This is a genomic window from Rhodococcus sp. ACPA4, from assembly GCF_002300185.1.
Lineage (GTDB): Bacteria > Actinomycetota > Actinomycetes > Mycobacteriales > Mycobacteriaceae > Rhodococcus_F > Rhodococcus_F globerula.
On the sequence record NZ_NSDY01000003.1, the window covers coordinates 313,179 to 330,746 of the forward strand.

Sequence of the window (17,568 nt, forward strand, 5' to 3'; positions counted from 1 at the left end):
GATGTTCCTTAGAGTGCGCCGTTGTGGTGGAGATTGTTGATGGTGTCTTGGTCGAGGTTGAGGAGTTGGGCGAGGATCTGGTCGGTGTCTTCGCCGTAGGAAGGGCCGGATCGGTTGATACGTCCGCCGATGTGTGTGGGCGTTTCGGAGAATCGGACGGGGTGTTCTTTCACAGGCCAGGTGCCGATCTCGCTTTGTGGGAGTTCGACGAGCCAATGGTCGTGCGCGAGTTGTGGGTCTGTTTCGTAGCGGTCTTCGGCTGTTTGGCAGACACCGGCGGGGACGCCTCGTGCTTGGAGTTTGGTCATGAGATCGAAAGGTTTGTGCCTTTGGGTGGCTGTGTCGATCAGCTTGTCGAGGTCGTCTTGGTGGTTGATGCGTGTTTCGAGGGCCGTGAAGCGGATGTCGTCGGCGAGGTCTGTCAGTTCGAGGACGTCGATGAGGTCGTGCCATTGCTGGTCGGTGAACGCGGCGATCGCGATCCACCGGTCATTACCTCGGGTGCGGTAGGCCCCGTGGGGTGCGGCTGGCTTGTGGGGGGAGCGGTTACCGTAACGGGACCAGCGTCTGCCGTTGATGGTGTGGTCGAGGATGGCAGTGCCGGTGAGGTAGATACCGGTCTCGGCTTGGGAAGCGTCGATGTGGCAGCCTTCGCCGGTGATGTCGCGTCGGTAGAGTGCGGCGAGCATGGCCACGGCCATGTTGTAGGCGCCGAACCAGTCTAGGTAGGAGTATCCGATTCCGGCTGGGGGGAAGGGTTCGGGCAGTCCTGACATGTCGCTGAGTCCGGTGATGGCTTGGGCGGTGGGTCCGTAGGCGCGGGCGCGGCCGTAGGTTCCGGTTTCTCCGAAGCCGCTCTGCTGGACGTAGATGATGTTCGGGTTGAGTTCTTTGAGCCGTTCGTAGCTCAGTCCCATACGGGTCATGGTGCCGGGGGAGAATCCTTCGACAATCATGTCGGCGTCGCGGATGAGGTCTTCGAGGATCGTGCGGCCCTCGGGGTGTTTGAGGTTCAGTGACAGGGACTGTTTGCCGGAGTTGATCTCCATGAACGATCCGCCACGATTCGGATTAGTTCCGATTGGTGGTGTGGGTAGCGGGTCCGTTGCGGCGTCGCGCTCGGCGCGGCCGCCGGGAGGGCAGGCCCCCAGGCTGAAGCGCATCGCGTCGGGGCGGCTGATGTGCTCGACCTTGATGACCTCGGCGCCCATTGCGGCGAGGTACCTGCCGGCGCCGGCGCTGGCCAGCATCCACGACAGATCGATGACTCGAACCCCCGACAAGGCGAAGGGTTTGCCGTGTGGACTCAGGGTCTCGACTTCGGTGGGGCGTGGGGAGAAGAACGACCGCACGTGCTTGACGGGCACTGCGGACCATTCCTTGAGGATGTCTTCAGTGTGTTCACCCAGCAGCGGTGGTCGTGGACCGCGCTGCCAGTCCATGTCCTCGGTCAACCATTTGCCGCCGGTGTAGCGGAATGTTTCGTCCAACTCGGGGTGGTAGACGTCGAAAAACGCACCCCTCATCAACCAGTGCTCGTCATGAGCGTTCTCCTCCGGACGACGCACTGGGGCCCACGGCAGACCGAACTCCTGAGCCTCACGCCACAGGTCTCGTTCAAAGAGGTGCCTAGACACCAGTTCGTCGGTCAGCTTGGCAATGTAATCGGTGGACTCCCTTTCGAACTTTTTGTCTCCGTAGAATCGAGGGCCCTCCAGATCGCCCTCGGACTTGTACTTCTTGAGTAGAGCGACCGTGCCATCCCAAGCGTTGAGCGCCTCTTTGAGGTAGGTGCGGTAGGGGAGGAGGTAGCGGCCGTCCTTGGTCATCGACAACGAGGCGCCGCTGAGGGTGGGGACGGAGTGCCGACACGTTAGTCGAAGGTGTGCCTGCTTCAGCAGGACCCAGTCGGGGAGGTCGGTTTCGGTGTTCTTGCTGACGGCTTCGTGGATGCTGGTCGACAGGTGCTGGCCGTGCCCGCTGGTGAGGCGGTATTGGAGGGCCCCGAGGATCGACATTGCGGTCATTTCGCCGGCGATGTGGTAGCTCTGCCACATCTGCGGGGCCACGGGTGGGGTGTCGTAGAAGCCGGTGGGGTCCGGGTCATATCCGCAGTTCATCATCACCCCGCCCAGGGCGAGGTGGATCAGGTCGCTGGCTTCGAAGTCTGCCCAGGGGCCGGTGTCGCCGAAGGGGCTGATCCGCGCGTAGATCAGCCGCGGGTTCAGCGTCGCGAGTGTTTCCCATCCGCTGTTGCGCTCGGACAGGTAGCCGCGTGGGCGTGAATCGATGATGACATCGGCGGTGGCGGCTAGAGCATGGAAATCGGCCTGTCCTTCCGGGGTGTCGAGATCCATTACGGCAGAACGCTTTCCGAGGTTGTAGTGCCAGAAGTGCAGACTGCGGTCGCGATGCGGTTCGTCGTGATAAAACGGGCCGTAAGAGCGTGTCGCTGTTCCCTCGGGGGGTTCGATGCGAACGACATCGGCGCCCAAGCCTGCCAGTACTTTTCCGCAGTACTCGCCCAGCTCGTCACCCACCTCGAGGACACGAACCCCACCCAAAAACCCCACAAAATCGTCAACGCGGGATGTCACCTTCATGTGCGCGGCTTCCATTGCACAAGGGTGTAATCAGAGTGATGCTCGAATACTGCTTCTACGGGTGTCCCAATCGAGACGCTCTGTCGACTGTCGCCAACGAGATTGCCGACCAGTCGGATGCCCGGAGCGGAATCCAGCTCGATTACGACAACGACGAAGGGGCAGTGCGATGCCAGCGCTGGTGTGGAGGGATGCCAGACGCGCTCCCAGGAATAGATCGTGCCAGACGGAGCGACGCGGCTAAACCCGAGATCGAATGAATTGCAGTGGTGGCACACCCATTCCGGAAGCCACTGGAAGTTTGAGCACGCGTTGCACTGCTGGATCCAGATCTCTTCGGCACGTGTACCTTCCCAGAAACGTGCGTCGAGGCCTTCAGGGTCGGGTACTACTGGTAGAACTCCATCGGGGAGGACATAAGAATCGTTCATGACAAGGTCTCCTTGCTGCCATAAATTAGGGAACTGGCGGGGGCGACCATAGGGCCGGCCGCGACGAAGCTGACCTTCGCGTCCTGCACCTGGTTCACCGACTCGCGGCGAATCTGACGGACGGCTTCCACATGCAGCTCGAGCCCGTGGATGTACGCCTCGGCGAGATTGCCGCCGCTGGTGTTGAGAGGCAAGCGGCCAGAACTTGCTACAAGGTTTCCTGGGGTGAGCACTTCATTTGCCGACTCCGGCGTGCAGAATCCGTGCTCGACCAGGCTCATAACGACACCGCCGGTGAAGTTCTCGTAGGCCTGCACGACGTCGACGTCGGAAGGATCCAAGCCAGCACCGCTGAACAGTCGCCCCGCAATGGTCCTGAATTCAGCTGAAGCGAATGCTGTGGAATCGTAAATATTGGAATTGAACGCTCCGCTTCGGTGACCGCCTCCCTGCGCTGCCGCCAAAATGTAGGCGGGCCGCTCGGTTAACTCTTCGGCCCTCTCAGCGCTCGTGACGATCAAAGCTGCCGCGCCGTCATTCTCCTGACAACAGTCGAAGAGACGGAAAGGTTCGCAGATCCACCGACTGGCGTCGTACTTCTCTGCGGTCAACGGCTTGCCGTACATGACTGCGCGCGGATTGGCCTGTGCATGCTCGTAGGTGGCGAGAGACACGGCGCGCATCGTCAGCGGATCGATACCCGTCTCATGGAAGAAGCGGGTTACGCGGGTGCCCAGAATCGAAGCCGCTGTGTTCATACCGTAGGCGGCACGATGCGAGTCGGCGCCGGACGGAGCCTGATTACCCCCGAATCGGCCGAACTGTCCCTGCGCAAGCCCTCGATACACCACAACCGTGTCCGCGAATCCAGAAGCAACAGCGGCGGCGGCTTGCTGTACTGCACCCGATCCTCCTGCTCCACCCCCGCCCCACTGCATCGTGGACCAGCGAAGTTCTTTTACTCCGAGGGCAGCGCTGACACGCATAGCAGTGTTTCGATCATCTGAGAAGCTGACGAAGCCATCGATGTCCTTAGGATCGATGCCAGCGTGACGAGCGGCAGCAAGAATTGCTTGTATCGTCAGCACAAATTCGGGGTCGGGGGACTCGCCGTGACGGTAGTAGGCTGATTCCCCGACCCCGACGACCGCTGTCTTTCCCTTGATATTGCGGTTATTCATGCGCGCACACCCGCGATGTGGGTACTTGACCCGGGGCGAATGAAAGTGGGCATGGGGCTCTCCTCCAGTGTGGACGTCGCCGGCTTCCGATCGACCGAGCGGTACGCCTGTGAGACACAATGATCGCCCTGCAATACCGTGCAGTCGATGGGGAAGAATGCACATAAGATGTGCATTTCTGTACAATCGGAGCTCTGCAATCAAGGAATCCTGAGATGATTGACCCAACTGATCTGCTGGTTCTGCTCGCTGTCGCGAGGTCACGGACACACGTCGGCGCCGCGTCAACCTTGGGCATGAACCACACCACGGTGGCACGGCGAGTGAAGTCTCTCGAGCGTCAAATGGGTGCGAGGCTCTTGGTTCAAGGGGCGGGTGGCTGGGAGCTGACGGATGCGGGTCGCACGGCGCTCGTCGCTGCAGAAGGAGTTGAGGCAGCCCTTCGATCCATGCCAGGGACAGAGTCCGATGACAGCCTTAGAGGGGTAGTAAGGATCAGCTGCACCGAAGTATTTGGGCTGGCTGTCGTAGTGCCAGCATTCGCCGAGGTTCGTAGGCGACATCCACAGATCGGACTCGAATTAGTATCTGTGAACAGGCCGAGCGCCCCGTACGCAACCTCAGTGGATCTTGAAATCGGAGTCACGAAGCCTATTTTGGCTCGGCTTGAGAGGCGAAAGCTAATCGACTATGGTATGGGGCTGTTCGCAGCGCCGAGTTATCTCTCCGAGCATGGGACACCCGTTAGCAAACAACAGCTTGCCCACCACTTACCGATCTTCTACATCGAGTCGATGCTTGAGGTTGCCGATCTGGATGTTGTCGACAAGCTATTCGGCGAGAACGCTCATGTGCTTGCTGCGACGAGCGCGTTGGCTCAACTGGAGATGACCAAGCTTGGACTGGGTATCGGTATACTGCCTGACTTCGTCGCCGCGCAGGCAAACAACCTGCAACGGCTTCTCCCCGATGATGTAGACTTTCTTATCACCTACTGGATGAGCGGTAAAGCCCAGAACCTTCGAAGAGCTGAGGTGAGGGTGGTCGCGGCAGCGATCGAGCAGAAAGCGCACGAAATCTTCACGGTGCCTGGACCGGCGACGCCTGAACGTTGGAATCCTATTCGCTCGTAGCTGTCTCGCAGTGAGTGGTTTGCGTAGGTGCTCATTTGCGATGTGAATTGTCTTGTCTCGGGATCTATGAACGAAGCGGATCCGGACGCTGCTGCCGTTCGGCATTGTGAAAATTGTCGAATTGATCGGCCATGGTTGCAGTCAGTTGCAGCGTGGTCGACCACTTCTTCCGGTTCAGTATTCGGTTTGCATTCGGCCCCAGAAAGATTCGATCACGACGTTGCCATAGCATTGACCGGCTAATCGCTGTTGAGGGAACTCCATTGTTGTGCAGAATTGTTCATCACCGCCGCAATGAACCACCTTCATCCGCCACGAGAGCGCGGCGAAGACGCGACCTCCGGAAATTAAGCAACTGCCTGGACAGCGAGCGCGACAGCCCTGCGTGCCAGCCGAGGCCATGTCCGGGGAGGTCGAGCTCGATCGGGATTCGTGGCACTTGGCCAGGCAGTTGGTTGTTCGTCCGGCGTGTGAGCGGACAGGCCGGCAACAAAGTGTCGTCGGGTACGGCCTGCCCGGGTCAACGTGGAGGAGCCCCACGTTTCGTGGAGCACTCGGCATCCGAAGTGTCGACGATTCGCCCTATCGCTCGAACAGTATTGCATATCGCTCTGACCTGTTCGTATATCTCGCTTAGCCGGTTAACAGGCAATCGCCGACCGTCCAAGGACTCGAGCAGGTCCCACCTTCGCAGATCCTCACCGAACCCCCACGACGTGAACTGCGGACCCTGATCGGCATGCAAGAGAGTTGCCTCCCAACGGATCCGTTCCTGCACGACCATGTTCACCGCATGGTGGACCAGTGCCGTATCGGCCCGAGAAAAGGAACGACCCACGATCATTTTACTGAATCAGTCCAAAATCGCACAGCAGTAAACCTTTCCGTCACGAGCGGGATGATCCGCAATGTCCGTAAATCACAGTTCGTTCGGCCGGCTTGCCGTGAAACCGCGATTGACCCGCTGAGAGAGGGTTTCGACGCCGAACAGGTTCAGTTTCCGCTTGCCTGGACGAGGGAACCCGGTAATGCCGAGCTCGGTCATGATCGCCGACACCGGCTTGTGATCGACGTTCATTTCGTACGTATCGAGGAGTTCCGCTTGGATACGTCGCTTCCCGTAGGGTTCACGCGACTGGTAGATTCTCTCGATCGTGTCGGCCACGATGAGGCGCCGTGCTCGTCGATCGGAGCCCGGCCGTCGCCGATACGCGTGTAAGGTTGATCTGCTCAAACCCCTTATGCAACATGGCGAAACGTCCTCGTGTGATCAGTCCTTCGATAATCGAGATCTGATTTTTGGGGCCCCACCGGCTGCATGAACAATGCACAGTCATCGTTGGTCGATGCGAGTTCGGCTTCGAGTGCAGCGATACGGGCGCGGGCCGATGCCAGTTCGTCGGACTCGATGCTCCGTCCCGCACTCCCGCATCGATCATGGCTTGGTCCTTCCAACGGAACAACGTCGGCGGCGATGTTCCGGTTTCCAGAGGCGATATCGGCTTCTGCATCACCATCGCGAAAACAGTGCGAAATCTGTCGACGGACTGAGATTGGATACGACATGGGCGCTTTGACCTCCTCTGGATCACTTTGCCAATATTCGCAATCGAGTCTCTGAGACTTCGAGTGTGATAGCGACTCACTCCGACGTGTGATCTGAAAAATCTCGGTTAGACTTGCTCGCCACATCTTTGGGGATCCTGCCGACGCTCTCTTATCGTCCCGCCGTGGTAAGAATTCGCCAGCACCCAGTCCAATGATCGCCTCTGCGGCTCCTGTGGAGTGCTCTTATCGCGCCATTCTGATGCAATCGAGAGCTCGGACGTCAGTCCATCGTAGGAATGACGAAGTGGTTGGTGTTCCCCTTCAAACCGCCACCGGGCCAACGCTGAGTCACAGTCTTGGTCTTGGTGTAGAAACGGATGGAGTCCGGTCCGTGCTGGTTGAGGTCGCCGAATCCGGATGCTTTCCATCCGCCGAAGGTGTGGTATGCGATCGGCACTGGGATCGGCACGTTGATGCCAACCATACCGACCTGGACACGCGTCGCGAAGTCGCGAGCGGTGTCACCGTCACGGGTGAAGATCGCAACCCCGTTGCCGTACTTGTGATCCGTCGGAAGTGCGAGTGCTTCTTCGTAGTCGTCTGCACGAACGATCTGTAGCACGGGGCCGAAGATCTCTTCCTTGTAGACGCGCATATCTTTCGTGACGTTGTCGATAAGCGTTGCGCCGGTGAAGAATCCCGTATCGTTGTCTTCGATGTTCTGGTTCCGTCCATCCGCAACGACGGTCGCACCCTCGTCGATAGCGATCTGGACATAATCGTTGATGCGCTTCACGGCGTCCGAGCTGACGAGCGGGCCGATGTCGACGCTGTCCTGGTCGGACTTGCCAATGTTGAGCTTGCCCACACGCGCGGTGAGCTTCTCGACGAGCGTGTCCGCGGTCCCCTTACCGACTGGCACGGCCACTGAGATTGCCATACAACGCTGTCCGGCGGAGCCGTATGCGGCACCGACGAGCTGGTCTGCGACGTCGTCGAGGTCAGCGTCCGGCATCACGATGGCGTGATTCTTGGCGCCGCCAAAGCACTGCGCGCGCTTGCCGTTGGCGGACGCGGTCTCGTAGATGTACTGCGCGATGGGGGTAGAGCCGACGAAGCCAACCGCCTTGATGCGCGGGTCAAATAGTAGAGCGTCGACAGCTTCCTTGTCTCCGTTGATCACGTTGAAGACTCCGGACGGCAAGCCGGCTTTGAGGAACAGTTCGGCGAAACGAAGCGGTACGGATGGGTCGCGCTCAGAGGGCTTGAGTATGAACGCGTTGCCGCAGGCGAGTGCTGGGCCGGCCTTCCACAGCGGGATCATGGCCGGAAAGTTGAAAGGGGTGATACCCGCGACGACGCCGAGTGGTTGGCGCATGGAGTAGACGTCGATGCCGGTACCGGCGCCCTCGGTGTATTCGCCTTTGAGTAGGTGCGGTATTCCGATGGCGAACTCGATAACCTCTAGGCCACGCTGTATGTCACCCTTGGCATCAGGGATGGTCTTGCCGTGCTCTGAGGACAGCAGGGCGGCGAGGGAATCCATTTCGTCGTTGACCAGGGCCACGAACTTCATCAGTACGCGCGCACGCTTCTGTGGGTTGAACTTCGCCCACTCGCGCTGTGCTTCGGCGGCGTTGGTGACGACCGCCTCGACCTCGCTCTTACTGGCGAGTGGCACCTTTGCCTGCACCTGGCCGGTGTTGGGGTCGAAGACATCTCCGAACCTGCCCGACGTTCCGGCGACGCTCTTGCCGCCGATGAAATGCGAAAGCTCACGAACCATATTCTTCAACCTGTCTTTGGATTCTATAAGAGATGCCGAACCTTTATCTAAGAATGTTATTCGTTTCCACTCATCCATTCAAAGTGGAGAACAGCAATCTAAGTTTCGGATGTATTATTTGATCGATTCCATCGATTCGCTATCTTCTTGACTGGTTTTAACTGGGATCGGAGAATGAGAAAAGTGGGATAATGTTTTTTGGGGAGGTAGTTGCACAGGTTTGGCAGGTACTTTTATCCGCCATGCCGGGAAGGATCCGAGTCCTTCGCTACTGATCAGCGAATCCGGTCGGTGATGACGATTCACGGTTCGGCCAAGTACCCATCGCCGCACTTCTTGTGGCGATGGGTACGGACGCGGAAGACTAGCCAGGGTCGCTGGCGAAGACAATACCTCCGGCGTGGTGCGTGCCGCCGACCGTCACCAGGGAGATATCTGCCCCTTCTATCTGGCGAGAACCTGATCGGCCCATCGTCTGCATAGCGCCGTCCATCAGGTGGGGTACGCCGTGCATACGCCCGTTACCCAGATTTCCGCCAGATGTGTTGAGCGGGATGTGTGGTGCCGCAATCCATTGCAGTCCGCCTCCGTCTTCGCACAGACCCATTGAGTCGGCCCAGAATGGGACGTTCGCTGAGTAGCCGTCATAGAGATTGGCTACATCGATATCGCATGGTTCAATGCCTGCGTTGCGGTACAGGTGGGCTGCCATACGCCGGCCAGCGTCGATCTGCGACTCTACCGTTTCCGGATATGTGACGGGCGAGAAGAACTCTGGTGAGATGGCTGTTCCCAACACGAAGGCCGGACGTGGTACGAGATCGCGTGCTCGGTCTGTTGAGGTCAAAACGAAGGCGGCTGCGCCTTGGATGGGGATGTCGCAGTCGTGCATCCCAATCGGCTCGCTGATCGGCCTTGCCGAGAGGTAGTCGGCAAGCGTGAGCTGTTCAGGACGGTGTTGCGCCCAGAAGCTGTTGGGATTGTCGAGACCGAATTGTCGGTTACGGACCACGAACGTACCGAGATCCTCCTTCGTCCCGCCGCCCTTTTCCATATACCTGCGAAGCTGTTGGGCGACAGTGGTCGGTCCGGTAGATCCGTATGGGTTCTGCCACTGATCGGCACCGTACGCCCGAGTAGCCGCGATTCGGCCGTATCGCCCGTCCGGGTTGTGCAATGCCCGAAACACCAAAGCGTGCCTACATGCACCGGCCGCAACAGCGTTCACAGCCTGGACAAACGATTGTGACAGCATGAACGTGCCTTGATCGGAATAACTGGGATCCAGACCAAGTGCCTTGATCATGAAATGGGTTCCTACGACGTGAATGCCTTCGACGGCGCCCGGCGATGCGGCCGGATGTGTGGGTGATGTCGTGACGCCATCGATGTCCGACGGCGTCAAACCGGCGTCGGCGATCGCGAGGCGAGCGGCCTCGACCGCAAGCACACCCAGCGGCACCTCGGCTCGTCGATAGACCGGAGAGTGACCCAGGCCGACCACCGCGACCTTCGCCTGACTGTTCCTCATAGACCCTCATCGCCTAGAGGCTGGAACTGCGGCAAGAAGCACCCGGGAGCAATCTCCTCGAACCAGACGTGGACGGGCATCCCTGCCCTCACTTGCTCGATCGGAACACCGGGGAGATTCGTCCGAAGCAGCACGTCCGGCGCGTCCTCCAATCGAACCGTGGCGACGACATAGGGCGTGAGCTCGTCGAACGCCACCAGCCGCTGATCTTTGACGACAGCGAAGCTGTAAACGCTCCCCCTGCCATTCATTGTGACGAATGGCAGGTCGGTTGACAGACACTCCCAGCACAGTCCGATCGGAGGATGATGGTATCGACGGCATCTTCCACACTGTTGGATCACCAGCTCGCCACGAGCAGCCGAGCGCCAGAACGGCGCGGTCAGCGGATCGTCCTGATCCGGGCGAGGTCGGCTACCGGGTTCATCGGTGATCGTGGCCCCTACGGGGGCTGACTCTCCTGCGTACGACAAAGTATGTCCTCGATAAAATGATCGTGATGAACGGCGCTGTTCGGAATTGTGCACGCACCGAGCTTCGAATGCTGAGCCGCGGACGTTCAGCCCTTGGCGGGGGACTTGTAAGCCGCAGGAGCGCCCTGCAGGATCACAGTTTTCGACTCCAGATAGGGCAGCAGCCCCTCCATACCACCTTCACGACCAATGCCGGACTGCTTGAAACCACCGAAAGCGATGCCGAAGTCAGTTCGGAAAGAGTTGTGACCCACCGTGCCCGACCGAAGCTGGCCGGCGACCTCACGGGCGCGGTCGAGGTCCTTCGTGAAGACAGATGCGTTCAGACCGTAGATGGTGTCATTCGCGATCTTGACGGCATCCGACTCGTCAGCCGCAGCTATTACGCTGAGTACCGGGCCGAAGATCTCTTCACGCGCGATGGTCTGCGAGTTGTCAACGTTCGCGAAGACAGTGGGTTCGATAAAGAAACCCCTGTCCAGGTGTTTCGGTCGTCCACCTCCAGTCACGAGCTTCGCACCCTCGGATATGCCAGAAGCAATGAATCCTTCGACGCGATCACGCTGCCGTTCCATCGCCAGCGGACCCATCTGGGTGTCAGCGTCGAACGCGTTTCCGACCTTTGTCTGGGAGAACATGCCCGACAGGATCTCGACGAACTCGTCGTGTCGCCGACGGCTGATGACGAGCCGGGTGAGGGACGAGCACACCTGACCTGACAGGAAGCACTCCGCGCCGGAGATAACCGCAGCGGCCTGCTCTAAGTCGGCGTCGTCGAGGATGACTGCAGCGGACTTTCCGCCAAGTTCAAGCGTGTACCGGCCGATCCGCTCTCCGAGCGTCGATGCGATCTTGCGGCCCGCCAGCGTCGACCCCGTGAAGGCGATTTTGTCGATGCGTGGATCACGCACTAGTCGTTCGGAGACCTCGCGGTCCGCCGTCAATACGTTCAAGACTCCCGCTGGCAAACCGACGGCCTCCGCCGCCTCCGCAATGATGTATGCCGCTCCAGGCGCTTCGGGGGAGGCCTTGAGTACGGCCGTGCATCCAGCCAGAAGCGCTGGGGAAAGTTTCCACAGTGCAAGAGACAGCGGCCCGTTCCAGGGAATGATCGCACCTACGACGCCGACAGGCTCCCGAACCAGAAGCCCGAATCCGCCATCTTTCGGTGTGACCTCCTCCTCCCATGGGTAGTCCGCAGCGAGATCCGCGTAGTAGTCGAGGATTTGCGAGTCCGCGACACTTCGATTGACAGCGACGCTGTGCAGCACACCTGACTCCCTGGGCCAGATGTCCGACAAGACATCTACGCGCGACTGCAATTCTGCGCTCAGGGCCCGAAGGTATTCAGCGCGCTGGATGTGGCTGAGCCGCGGCCAGGGTCCGCTGTCAAAGGCTGTCTTGGCAGAATCGATGGCTCGGTCCATATCTGCGGCCTGGGCTTCGGACACGCGGAAGTACAATTCTTCGGTGTTCGAGTCGAGGACGTCGAACATGGCGTCTGAGCTGGGATTGACCCATTCACCTCCGATGTAGAACCGGTTGGGATTCTTCACGGGTGAGTAGACGTCGCTGACAGTAGTCATGTTTCTCCTAGTAAATATGAGTCGTGCGATGGTTGAGGGGCGACAGGGTGAGCTAGATCAGCGTGCCGCCGAGTGCCGGGTCATTGGATTTAGTCGCCGCGGTCGCATCGAGGGGTCCTGACCAGTTGCGGCGATGCTCGTTCATCAGATTGCCGTCACGAGAGAAGACGAATCCCTCATAGTGATCGTCGGCAGCACGCGCGCAGATTGATCGATACACCTGGACACCACCCACATAGGCGAGATAGACCCTGGGCTTGCCCGGAACATTCGACCCGAAGTACTGCGTGTCGTCTTTGTTGAGCAAGAGCTTGTCAACAGTCTCCGCAACATGCGCGGTCCAGGCTGTTTCCGCCTCCGGGCTGGGAGCCACCTCGTCGATCCCCTCACGACGCATGTAGCCCAGGAGATCGGCCAACCACTCGACATGATGCTCGATCGAGCCAGTTACAACCGAGCGGATAGAGGGGCTACCGGGGCCTGCGATCATGAAGCAATTCGGGAAACCGTCGACCATGAGACCCAGATACGTCGTGGGGCCGGACGCCCATTTGTCCGTGAGCTGCAGACCTCCCACGCCGACTAAACCGGTCTTTGTGAGAGCCCCGGTCCCCGAATCAAATCCGGTTGCCAGGATGATCACGTCGAGCTCGTGGTGGGTCGTGCCCGTGACGAGTCCCGTACTCGTGAATCGGACGATCGGGTCGGCTTTTACATCGACCAAGGTGACCTTGGGATTGTTGTATACCTCGAAATAGCCGTTCTCCACCAACTGACGACGTGATCCGACGTGGAAGCCCTTGGGTTTCAGTTTTTCGGCCGTCGCAGGATCCGCGACCCGTTCGTCGACCTTCGCCCGAAGATACTCGGCGACACGATGATTCGATCGTTCGTCCGTCAAAAGATCTGTTACCCACCCGAGCACAGTCGGGCCGCCGGCTGTGAACGCCTCCTCCATTCGTTGAGCGAACTGATCGTCGTCCAGCGCCGCGACCGGGCCGGTTTCGACATCGACGATGAAGCCGGTGCCGGAGCGGCGAACCTGATCCCAGAAGCCGTCGAAGTCGGACTTGATCTGTCGCTGAACATCACCTTCGAGAGGCTTGTTCCGTCCGGGAACAGCGAAGTTCGCAGTTCGCTGGAACACAGTCAGCTCCGTGAACGCGTCGCTGTGTCCGATCTCCGTGATCGCCTGCATCCCGCTGGAACCGGTTCCGATGATGCCCACACGCTTACCTTCGAAGGACACATTCTCCTCAGGCCACTGGCTGGTGTAATACACCTCACCCTCGAAATCCTCGAATCCCGCAATATCGGGTTGTACCGGACTCGAAAATCCACCCGTCGCCATGAACACGTATGTAGCCGTGACGGTGGTACCCGAATCCGTCTGTACGGTCCAGCGTCGCGTCGCGTCATTGAACACCGCGGACTCGACCCTTGCCTTGAACTCGATGAAGGATCGCAGCCCAAGACGGTCCGCGACGTAATTCATGTAAGCCTCGATCTCAGGCTGAGCGGCATACTCCTCGGTCCAGATCCAATCCGTCCACAACTCTTCGGAGAACGAGAACGAGTAGCCAAGGCTCTTGGTATCGCACCGCGCCCCTGGGTAGCGGTTCCAGTACCACGTCCCACCGACTGAGCTGCCGGCTTCAAACGCCGCTACCGTCAGACCCATCTCGCGGAGCTTGTGAATCATGTACATCCCGGCAAAACCGGCTCCGACGACGACGGCGTCGACCGATTCCATTTTGTCGTGCGCAGGGGTGATTGAGGTCGTACTCACTGGTGGGTTCTCCTATTGTGGGGCGTTGGCGTCGAGTTCGACTGACTACGCACTGTGAATCGTGCCTTCTTCCTCAGTTCCCAGGTATGCACGTCGAACCTCCGGATGGTCGCGGATCTCCTCTGGGGTTCCCTCGGCGATCAGACCACCGAACTCGATCGTGTAGATGTAATCCGAGGCAGCCAGGACAAGTGGGATGTCGTGCTCGATCACGAGCACTGCCATACCCCAGTCACGCGCAAGGCGTCGAATCAAGTGAGTCAGCTCAGCCGACTCGACCTCGTCCAGTCCGGCGGCTGGCTCATCGAGCAGGAGCACCGATGGCTCCGCCGCAACGGCTCGCGCGATCGCCAGCATGCGCTGCCGTCCGTGCGGCAACTCGCCAGGTCGTTTATCCAATACATCGTCGAGCTTGAACTCGCGGATGGCCGCTAAACCCGCTTTGGTCAAGCGGCTCTGACCGGACCAAACGAAACTTGTGAGATTTCCCTTCCAGCCACGAGGTTCGGAAGCGGCAAGCAGATTCTCGAGCACTGTCATGTCGCTGAAGAGTTCCAGGGACTGGAAGGACCGACCCAGTCCGAGTCGGGCGCGGGCATGAGGTGTGAGCGCAGCTAATTGTTGCCCGTCGAGCTCTGCAGTGCCACTTGCGATAGAACTGAACCCTGTTATGGCATCTAGCACGGACGTCTTGCCTGCGCCATTGGGACCGATCAGACCAGTGACCTTGCCTGGACGGATCTCAAGAGACAAGCCGTCCACTGCAACGACTCCGCCGTACCGCACCGTCAGATCGTCGAGGACGAGCAATTTCGGCTTGACCTTGTCGACAACATCGACATCGCTGACAGCGAGGTCAGCCAGCGCAGTCTTCGAACCGGCTGGACCCTGCCGTCGAGTGCGCCGCGCACCCAACTGCTTGAGTTGACGCAAAGTGTTGGGAACGATCCCGTCAGGCCCTTGGAGAATCGTCACCAAGAGCAGTATTCCGCCGATCAGGAAGATGTATTTCTCGGCGGACTCGCCGAACGTACCCAGGAACAATGTGCCTACGCTACCTGGATGCAGTAGTGAACCCACCGGTGCTCCGCTGACCCAACCGACACCACCTACCACGCCCTCCATCAGCAAAGTGATCGACGACATGAGCCCGTACTGGCCATTCGTAAACGTCAGGTTGAACTGCATATATGAAAGAAGGACACCGCCGATGGCGGCGAGTGCAGCGCCGGTGCTGAAAGCGAACACCTTGGATCCGAGCACGGAGATCCCGAGTGATGATGCGGCACGCTCATTCGTGCGTACGGCAATCAAGCGTCGCCCGACTCGGCTTCTGCGCATATTTGCCACTGCAACTAGTGCGATTATCATCACGAGCACGGCAATAGTGGCAAATCGTTGCGGGTATAGGAGATAGTCGAATTTCCACCCGAAGATCGACAAGTTCGGAGTCGAGATGCCGCCGATGCCACCTTGAAGGCCTGTGTTGCTGAAGATCACGGCGTCAGCGGCAGCGGCAAACGCAAGTGTGATGATCGCAAGATTCAAGCCACGAGTCCTCGCGCCGACCACTGCGAGGACGATACCCATGAGCACTGAGGTCGCAACAGCTGCGAAAATAGCGAGAATGAGAGGCCAGCCCAAGTTGGTGGCCAGCGTTCCTGAAATCCAGCCGCCGAGACCCGCGAACGCGAATTGCGCAAGCGACAGCTGACCGCAGTATCCGACGACCACGACCAGTGATAGCAGCACAACCGCAACCGCGGCCTGAAGCGTCAGCGCGTCGACCCATTTGATCGGTACGACCCAGATGAGCGTGACGAGAGCTGCTGTGACTACAACAAGTGGAAGCGGCCGAATGCGTCCTGACCCAATCGAGGGCATCCGGATGGCGCTGTCGCCGCGAGCGGGCGTTGCTCGTCCTTTGGAGATCAGCACGGCTGCGGCGAGGAGAGCTGGAACAACGGATACAAGGCCGGGGGTTGACGTGTAATTCACGAGAAGTGACTGAGTGACTCCTATTATGAGCCCGCCGGCCAGTGTGAGTGGGAAGGACTTGAAGTCGCCCACTACAGCTGCAGCCAACATCGGCACGATCAGGAGTGTTGCGGTCTGAATATCCAAGCCAAGTATCGGTGACAAGAATATGCCAGCAAGTCCAGCCAGAGCAGCTCCGACTGTCCAATTGATTAGCGAAATCTTGTCCGGAGATATTCCGAGGCCCGCTGCCGCATCGCTATTGTCTGCAACGGCGGTCGTCGTTCTGCCGAATGTCGAGTAGCGGTAATATCCCGCGAGAATTACGACTAGAACAACGACGCCGACCAACACCAGCAACCGATCAAGTCCGATTGACACGCCGAAGAATGAGACCGACTGAGTCGGCAGAATCGGCGCGACCACCGCGCTTTCTTCGGGATATCGCAACGCCGTTAGCGCCTGGAGTATCGCCAACACTGCGAGTGTTCCTACAAGCTGCGCGAGCAGCGACTGCTTGCGCAGCGGCCGCATCACGAACTGATACGTCATGGCTCCAAGGAGTGCGGCAACGAGCAAGCCGATGATCAAGGCGATTGTGAATGGAACCCCGTTGCGGTCCCGGAGCTCCCAGAAAACATAGGTCGCGACCATCCCAATGGCAGCGTGGGCGAAGTTGATCACTCCCGAGCTGCGTTTTACAAGGACGAGCCCCAAAGCACCCAGAACGTACAGTGATCCAGTACTTAGACCCAGGATGACGAACTGGGTGATGGTTGACATGTGATGTGCTCCTAATGGCAAAGATGAATACGGCCCCCGTGACGCAGTGGGCTAGTTCGTTAGGTACGCGCCTTCGATTTCGTCGATTCGCTCCAATAGTTCATCGGCGGAGCCGGAGATGACGACATGTCCTCTCTGGAGCACATAACCTCGGTCCGCGATAGCAAGGGCAGCTCGCAAGTGCTGCTCGACGAGAAGCACAGCGAGCCCCTCTTCGTCGGCGGCACGCCTAATCGCGGTCAAAAGGCGCTTCACGATCATGGGCGCGAGGCCAAGGCTTACCTCATCTGCAAGGAGAAGCTTTGGTCGACATGACAATGCACGTGCCACTACAAGCATCTGCTGTTCGCCTCCGGACAGCAGGCCCGCCCGTCGGCCTAAAATAGGAACTAACTCCGGGAACAGTTCGAGTGCTCGTTCTTTGTCAGCTCCAACCCCAATGTCGAGATTGTCCACGACACTCATTGACGGGAAGATTGCTTTCGACTCTGGAACAGACCGGATCCCCGCGGCCGCCCGGCGATATACCGACATCTTCGTTGGCCGACCAAGCCAGCTGACGTGACCTCCCGATGGCTTCAGCCCACCTGCAATGGCATTAAGAGTTGTTGTTTTACCTGCTCCGTTGGAGCCGAGCAGCACGACAACCTCGCCCGCATGTGTATCGATCTCGAGGTCGTGAATCACCGGTACCTGGTCGTACCCAGCGCTCAGTCGATGTGTACTGACGATTGCTTCGCTCATAGC

Annotated in this window: 12 protein-coding genes and 1 pseudogene; 1 reads left to right on the plus strand and 12 read right to left on the minus strand. The window is 59.2% G+C overall.

The genetic code is table 11. From position 1 onward, the window contains the following. Positions 1-8 precede the first annotated feature (8 nt). The 3 genes from CJ178_RS31570 to CJ178_RS31580 are packed head-to-tail and all read right to left on the minus strand — an operon-like array spanning position 9 to position 4,215. Positions 9-2,603, minus strand: coding sequence for a CaiB/BaiF CoA transferase family protein (locus CJ178_RS31570; protein WP_218833770.1), 2,595 nt, complete (start codon positions 2,601-2,603; stop codon positions 9-11). Next, the gene (locus CJ178_RS31575; protein WP_095888971.1) at positions 2,600-3,034 is read right to left on the minus strand and encodes a Zn-ribbon domain-containing OB-fold protein; all 435 of its coding nucleotides are present in this window, start codon (positions 3,032-3,034) and stop codon (positions 2,600-2,602) included. Before CJ178_RS31575 ends, CJ178_RS31570 begins: the two co-directional genes overlap by 4 nt. Further along, on the minus strand, positions 3,031-4,215 hold the full coding sequence (locus CJ178_RS31580; protein WP_095888972.1) for a thiolase C-terminal domain-containing protein: 1,185 nt from the start codon (positions 4,213-4,215) through the stop codon (positions 3,031-3,033). Before CJ178_RS31580 ends, CJ178_RS31575 begins: the two co-directional genes overlap by 4 nt. A gap of 215 nt (positions 4,216-4,430) precedes the next feature. On the opposite strand from CJ178_RS31580, the gene CJ178_RS31585 reads away from it, so the two are divergent. Then, positions 4,431-5,348, plus strand: a complete 918-nt coding sequence (locus CJ178_RS31585; RefSeq protein ID WP_095888973.1) for a LysR family transcriptional regulator — start codon at positions 4,431-4,433, stop codon at positions 5,346-5,348. A gap of 919 nt (positions 5,349-6,267) precedes the next feature. On the opposite strand, the gene CJ178_RS31590 is transcribed toward CJ178_RS31585, so the two are convergent. The 9 genes and pseudogenes from CJ178_RS31590 to CJ178_RS31630 form a co-directional block, all read right to left on the minus strand. Next, a complete protein-coding gene (locus CJ178_RS31590) occupies positions 6,268-6,513 on the minus strand; it encodes an IS3 family transposase (RefSeq protein ID WP_179300906.1) in 246 nt (81 codons plus the stop codon). Positions 6,514-7,176: 663 nt separating this feature from the next. After that, a complete protein-coding gene (locus CJ178_RS31600; protein WP_095888975.1) occupies positions 7,177-8,682 on the minus strand; it encodes a CoA-acylating methylmalonate-semialdehyde dehydrogenase in 1,506 nt (501 codons plus the stop codon). A gap of 364 nt (positions 8,683-9,046) precedes the next feature. Continuing rightward, on the minus strand, positions 9,047-10,213 hold the full coding sequence (locus CJ178_RS31605; protein WP_095888976.1) for a thiolase family protein: 1,167 nt from the start codon (positions 10,211-10,213) through the stop codon (positions 9,047-9,049). After that, a complete protein-coding gene (locus CJ178_RS32595) occupies positions 10,210-10,464 on the minus strand; it encodes a Zn-ribbon domain-containing OB-fold protein (protein WP_143547572.1) in 255 nt (84 codons plus the stop codon). Before CJ178_RS32595 ends, CJ178_RS31605 begins: the two co-directional genes overlap by 4 nt. A 24-nt stretch (positions 10,465-10,488) precedes the next feature. Beyond that, positions 10,489-10,740: pseudogene (locus CJ178_RS33780) on the minus strand (zinc ribbon domain-containing protein); the annotation flags it as partial. Positions 10,741-10,772: 32 nt separating this feature from the next. Then, the gene (locus CJ178_RS31615) at positions 10,773-12,272 is read right to left on the minus strand and encodes an aldehyde dehydrogenase (RefSeq protein ID WP_095888978.1); all 1,500 of its coding nucleotides are present in this window, start codon (positions 12,270-12,272) and stop codon (positions 10,773-10,775) included. 52 nt (positions 12,273-12,324) lie between these two features. Further along, positions 12,325-14,061 carry a flavin-containing monooxygenase gene (locus CJ178_RS31620; protein WP_143547573.1) on the minus strand — a complete coding sequence of 579 codons (1,737 nt, stop codon included), beginning with the start codon at positions 14,059-14,061 and terminating at the stop codon, positions 12,325-12,327. Between the two features lie 45 nt (positions 14,062-14,106). Further along, positions 14,107-16,821 (minus strand): branched-chain amino acid ABC transporter permease/ATP-binding protein, encoded by a 2,715-nt coding sequence (locus CJ178_RS31625; RefSeq protein ID WP_095888980.1) that lies wholly within the window; start codon positions 16,819-16,821, stop codon positions 14,107-14,109. A gap of 51 nt (positions 16,822-16,872) precedes the next feature. Next, positions 16,873-17,565, minus strand: coding sequence for an ABC transporter ATP-binding protein (locus CJ178_RS31630; protein WP_095888981.1), 693 nt, complete (start codon positions 17,563-17,565; stop codon positions 16,873-16,875). Between the last annotated feature and the right edge of the window lie 3 nt (positions 17,566-17,568).

Excerpts from the sequence above, each read along its gene's own strand:
- CJ178_RS31570 (WP_218833770.1), bottom strand. The coding sequence starts at position 2,603 with ATGAAGGTGACATCCCGCGTTGACGATTTTGTGGGGTTTTTGGGTGGG.
- CJ178_RS31575 (WP_095888971.1), bottom strand. The coding sequence starts at position 3,034 with ATGAACGATTCTTATGTCCTCCCCGATGGAGTTCTACCAGTAGTACCC.
- CJ178_RS31580 (WP_095888972.1), bottom strand. The coding sequence starts at position 4,215 with ATGAATAACCGCAATATCAAGGGAAAGACAGCGGTCGTCGGGGTCGGG.
- CJ178_RS31585 (WP_095888973.1), top strand. The coding sequence starts at position 4,431 with ATGATTGACCCAACTGATCTGCTGGTTCTGCTCGCTGTCGCGAGGTCA.
- CJ178_RS31600 (WP_095888975.1), bottom strand. The coding sequence starts at position 8,682 with ATGGTTCGTGAGCTTTCGCATTTCATCGGCGGCAAGAGCGTCGCCGGA.
- CJ178_RS31605 (WP_095888976.1), bottom strand. The coding sequence starts at position 10,213 with ATGAGGAACAGTCAGGCGAAGGTCGCGGTGGTCGGCCTGGGTCACTCT.
- CJ178_RS32595 (WP_143547572.1), bottom strand. The coding sequence starts at position 10,464 with ATGAATGGCAGGGGGAGCGTTTACAGCTTCGCTGTCGTCAAAGATCAG.
- CJ178_RS31615 (WP_095888978.1), bottom strand. The coding sequence starts at position 12,272 with ATGACTACTGTCAGCGACGTCTACTCACCCGTGAAGAATCCCAACCGG.
- CJ178_RS31625 (WP_095888980.1), bottom strand. The coding sequence starts at position 16,821 with ATGTCAACCATCACCCAGTTCGTCATCCTGGGTCTAAGTACTGGATCA.
- CJ178_RS31630 (WP_095888981.1), bottom strand. The coding sequence starts at position 17,565 with ATGAGCGAAGCAATCGTCAGTACACATCGACTGAGCGCTGGGTACGAC.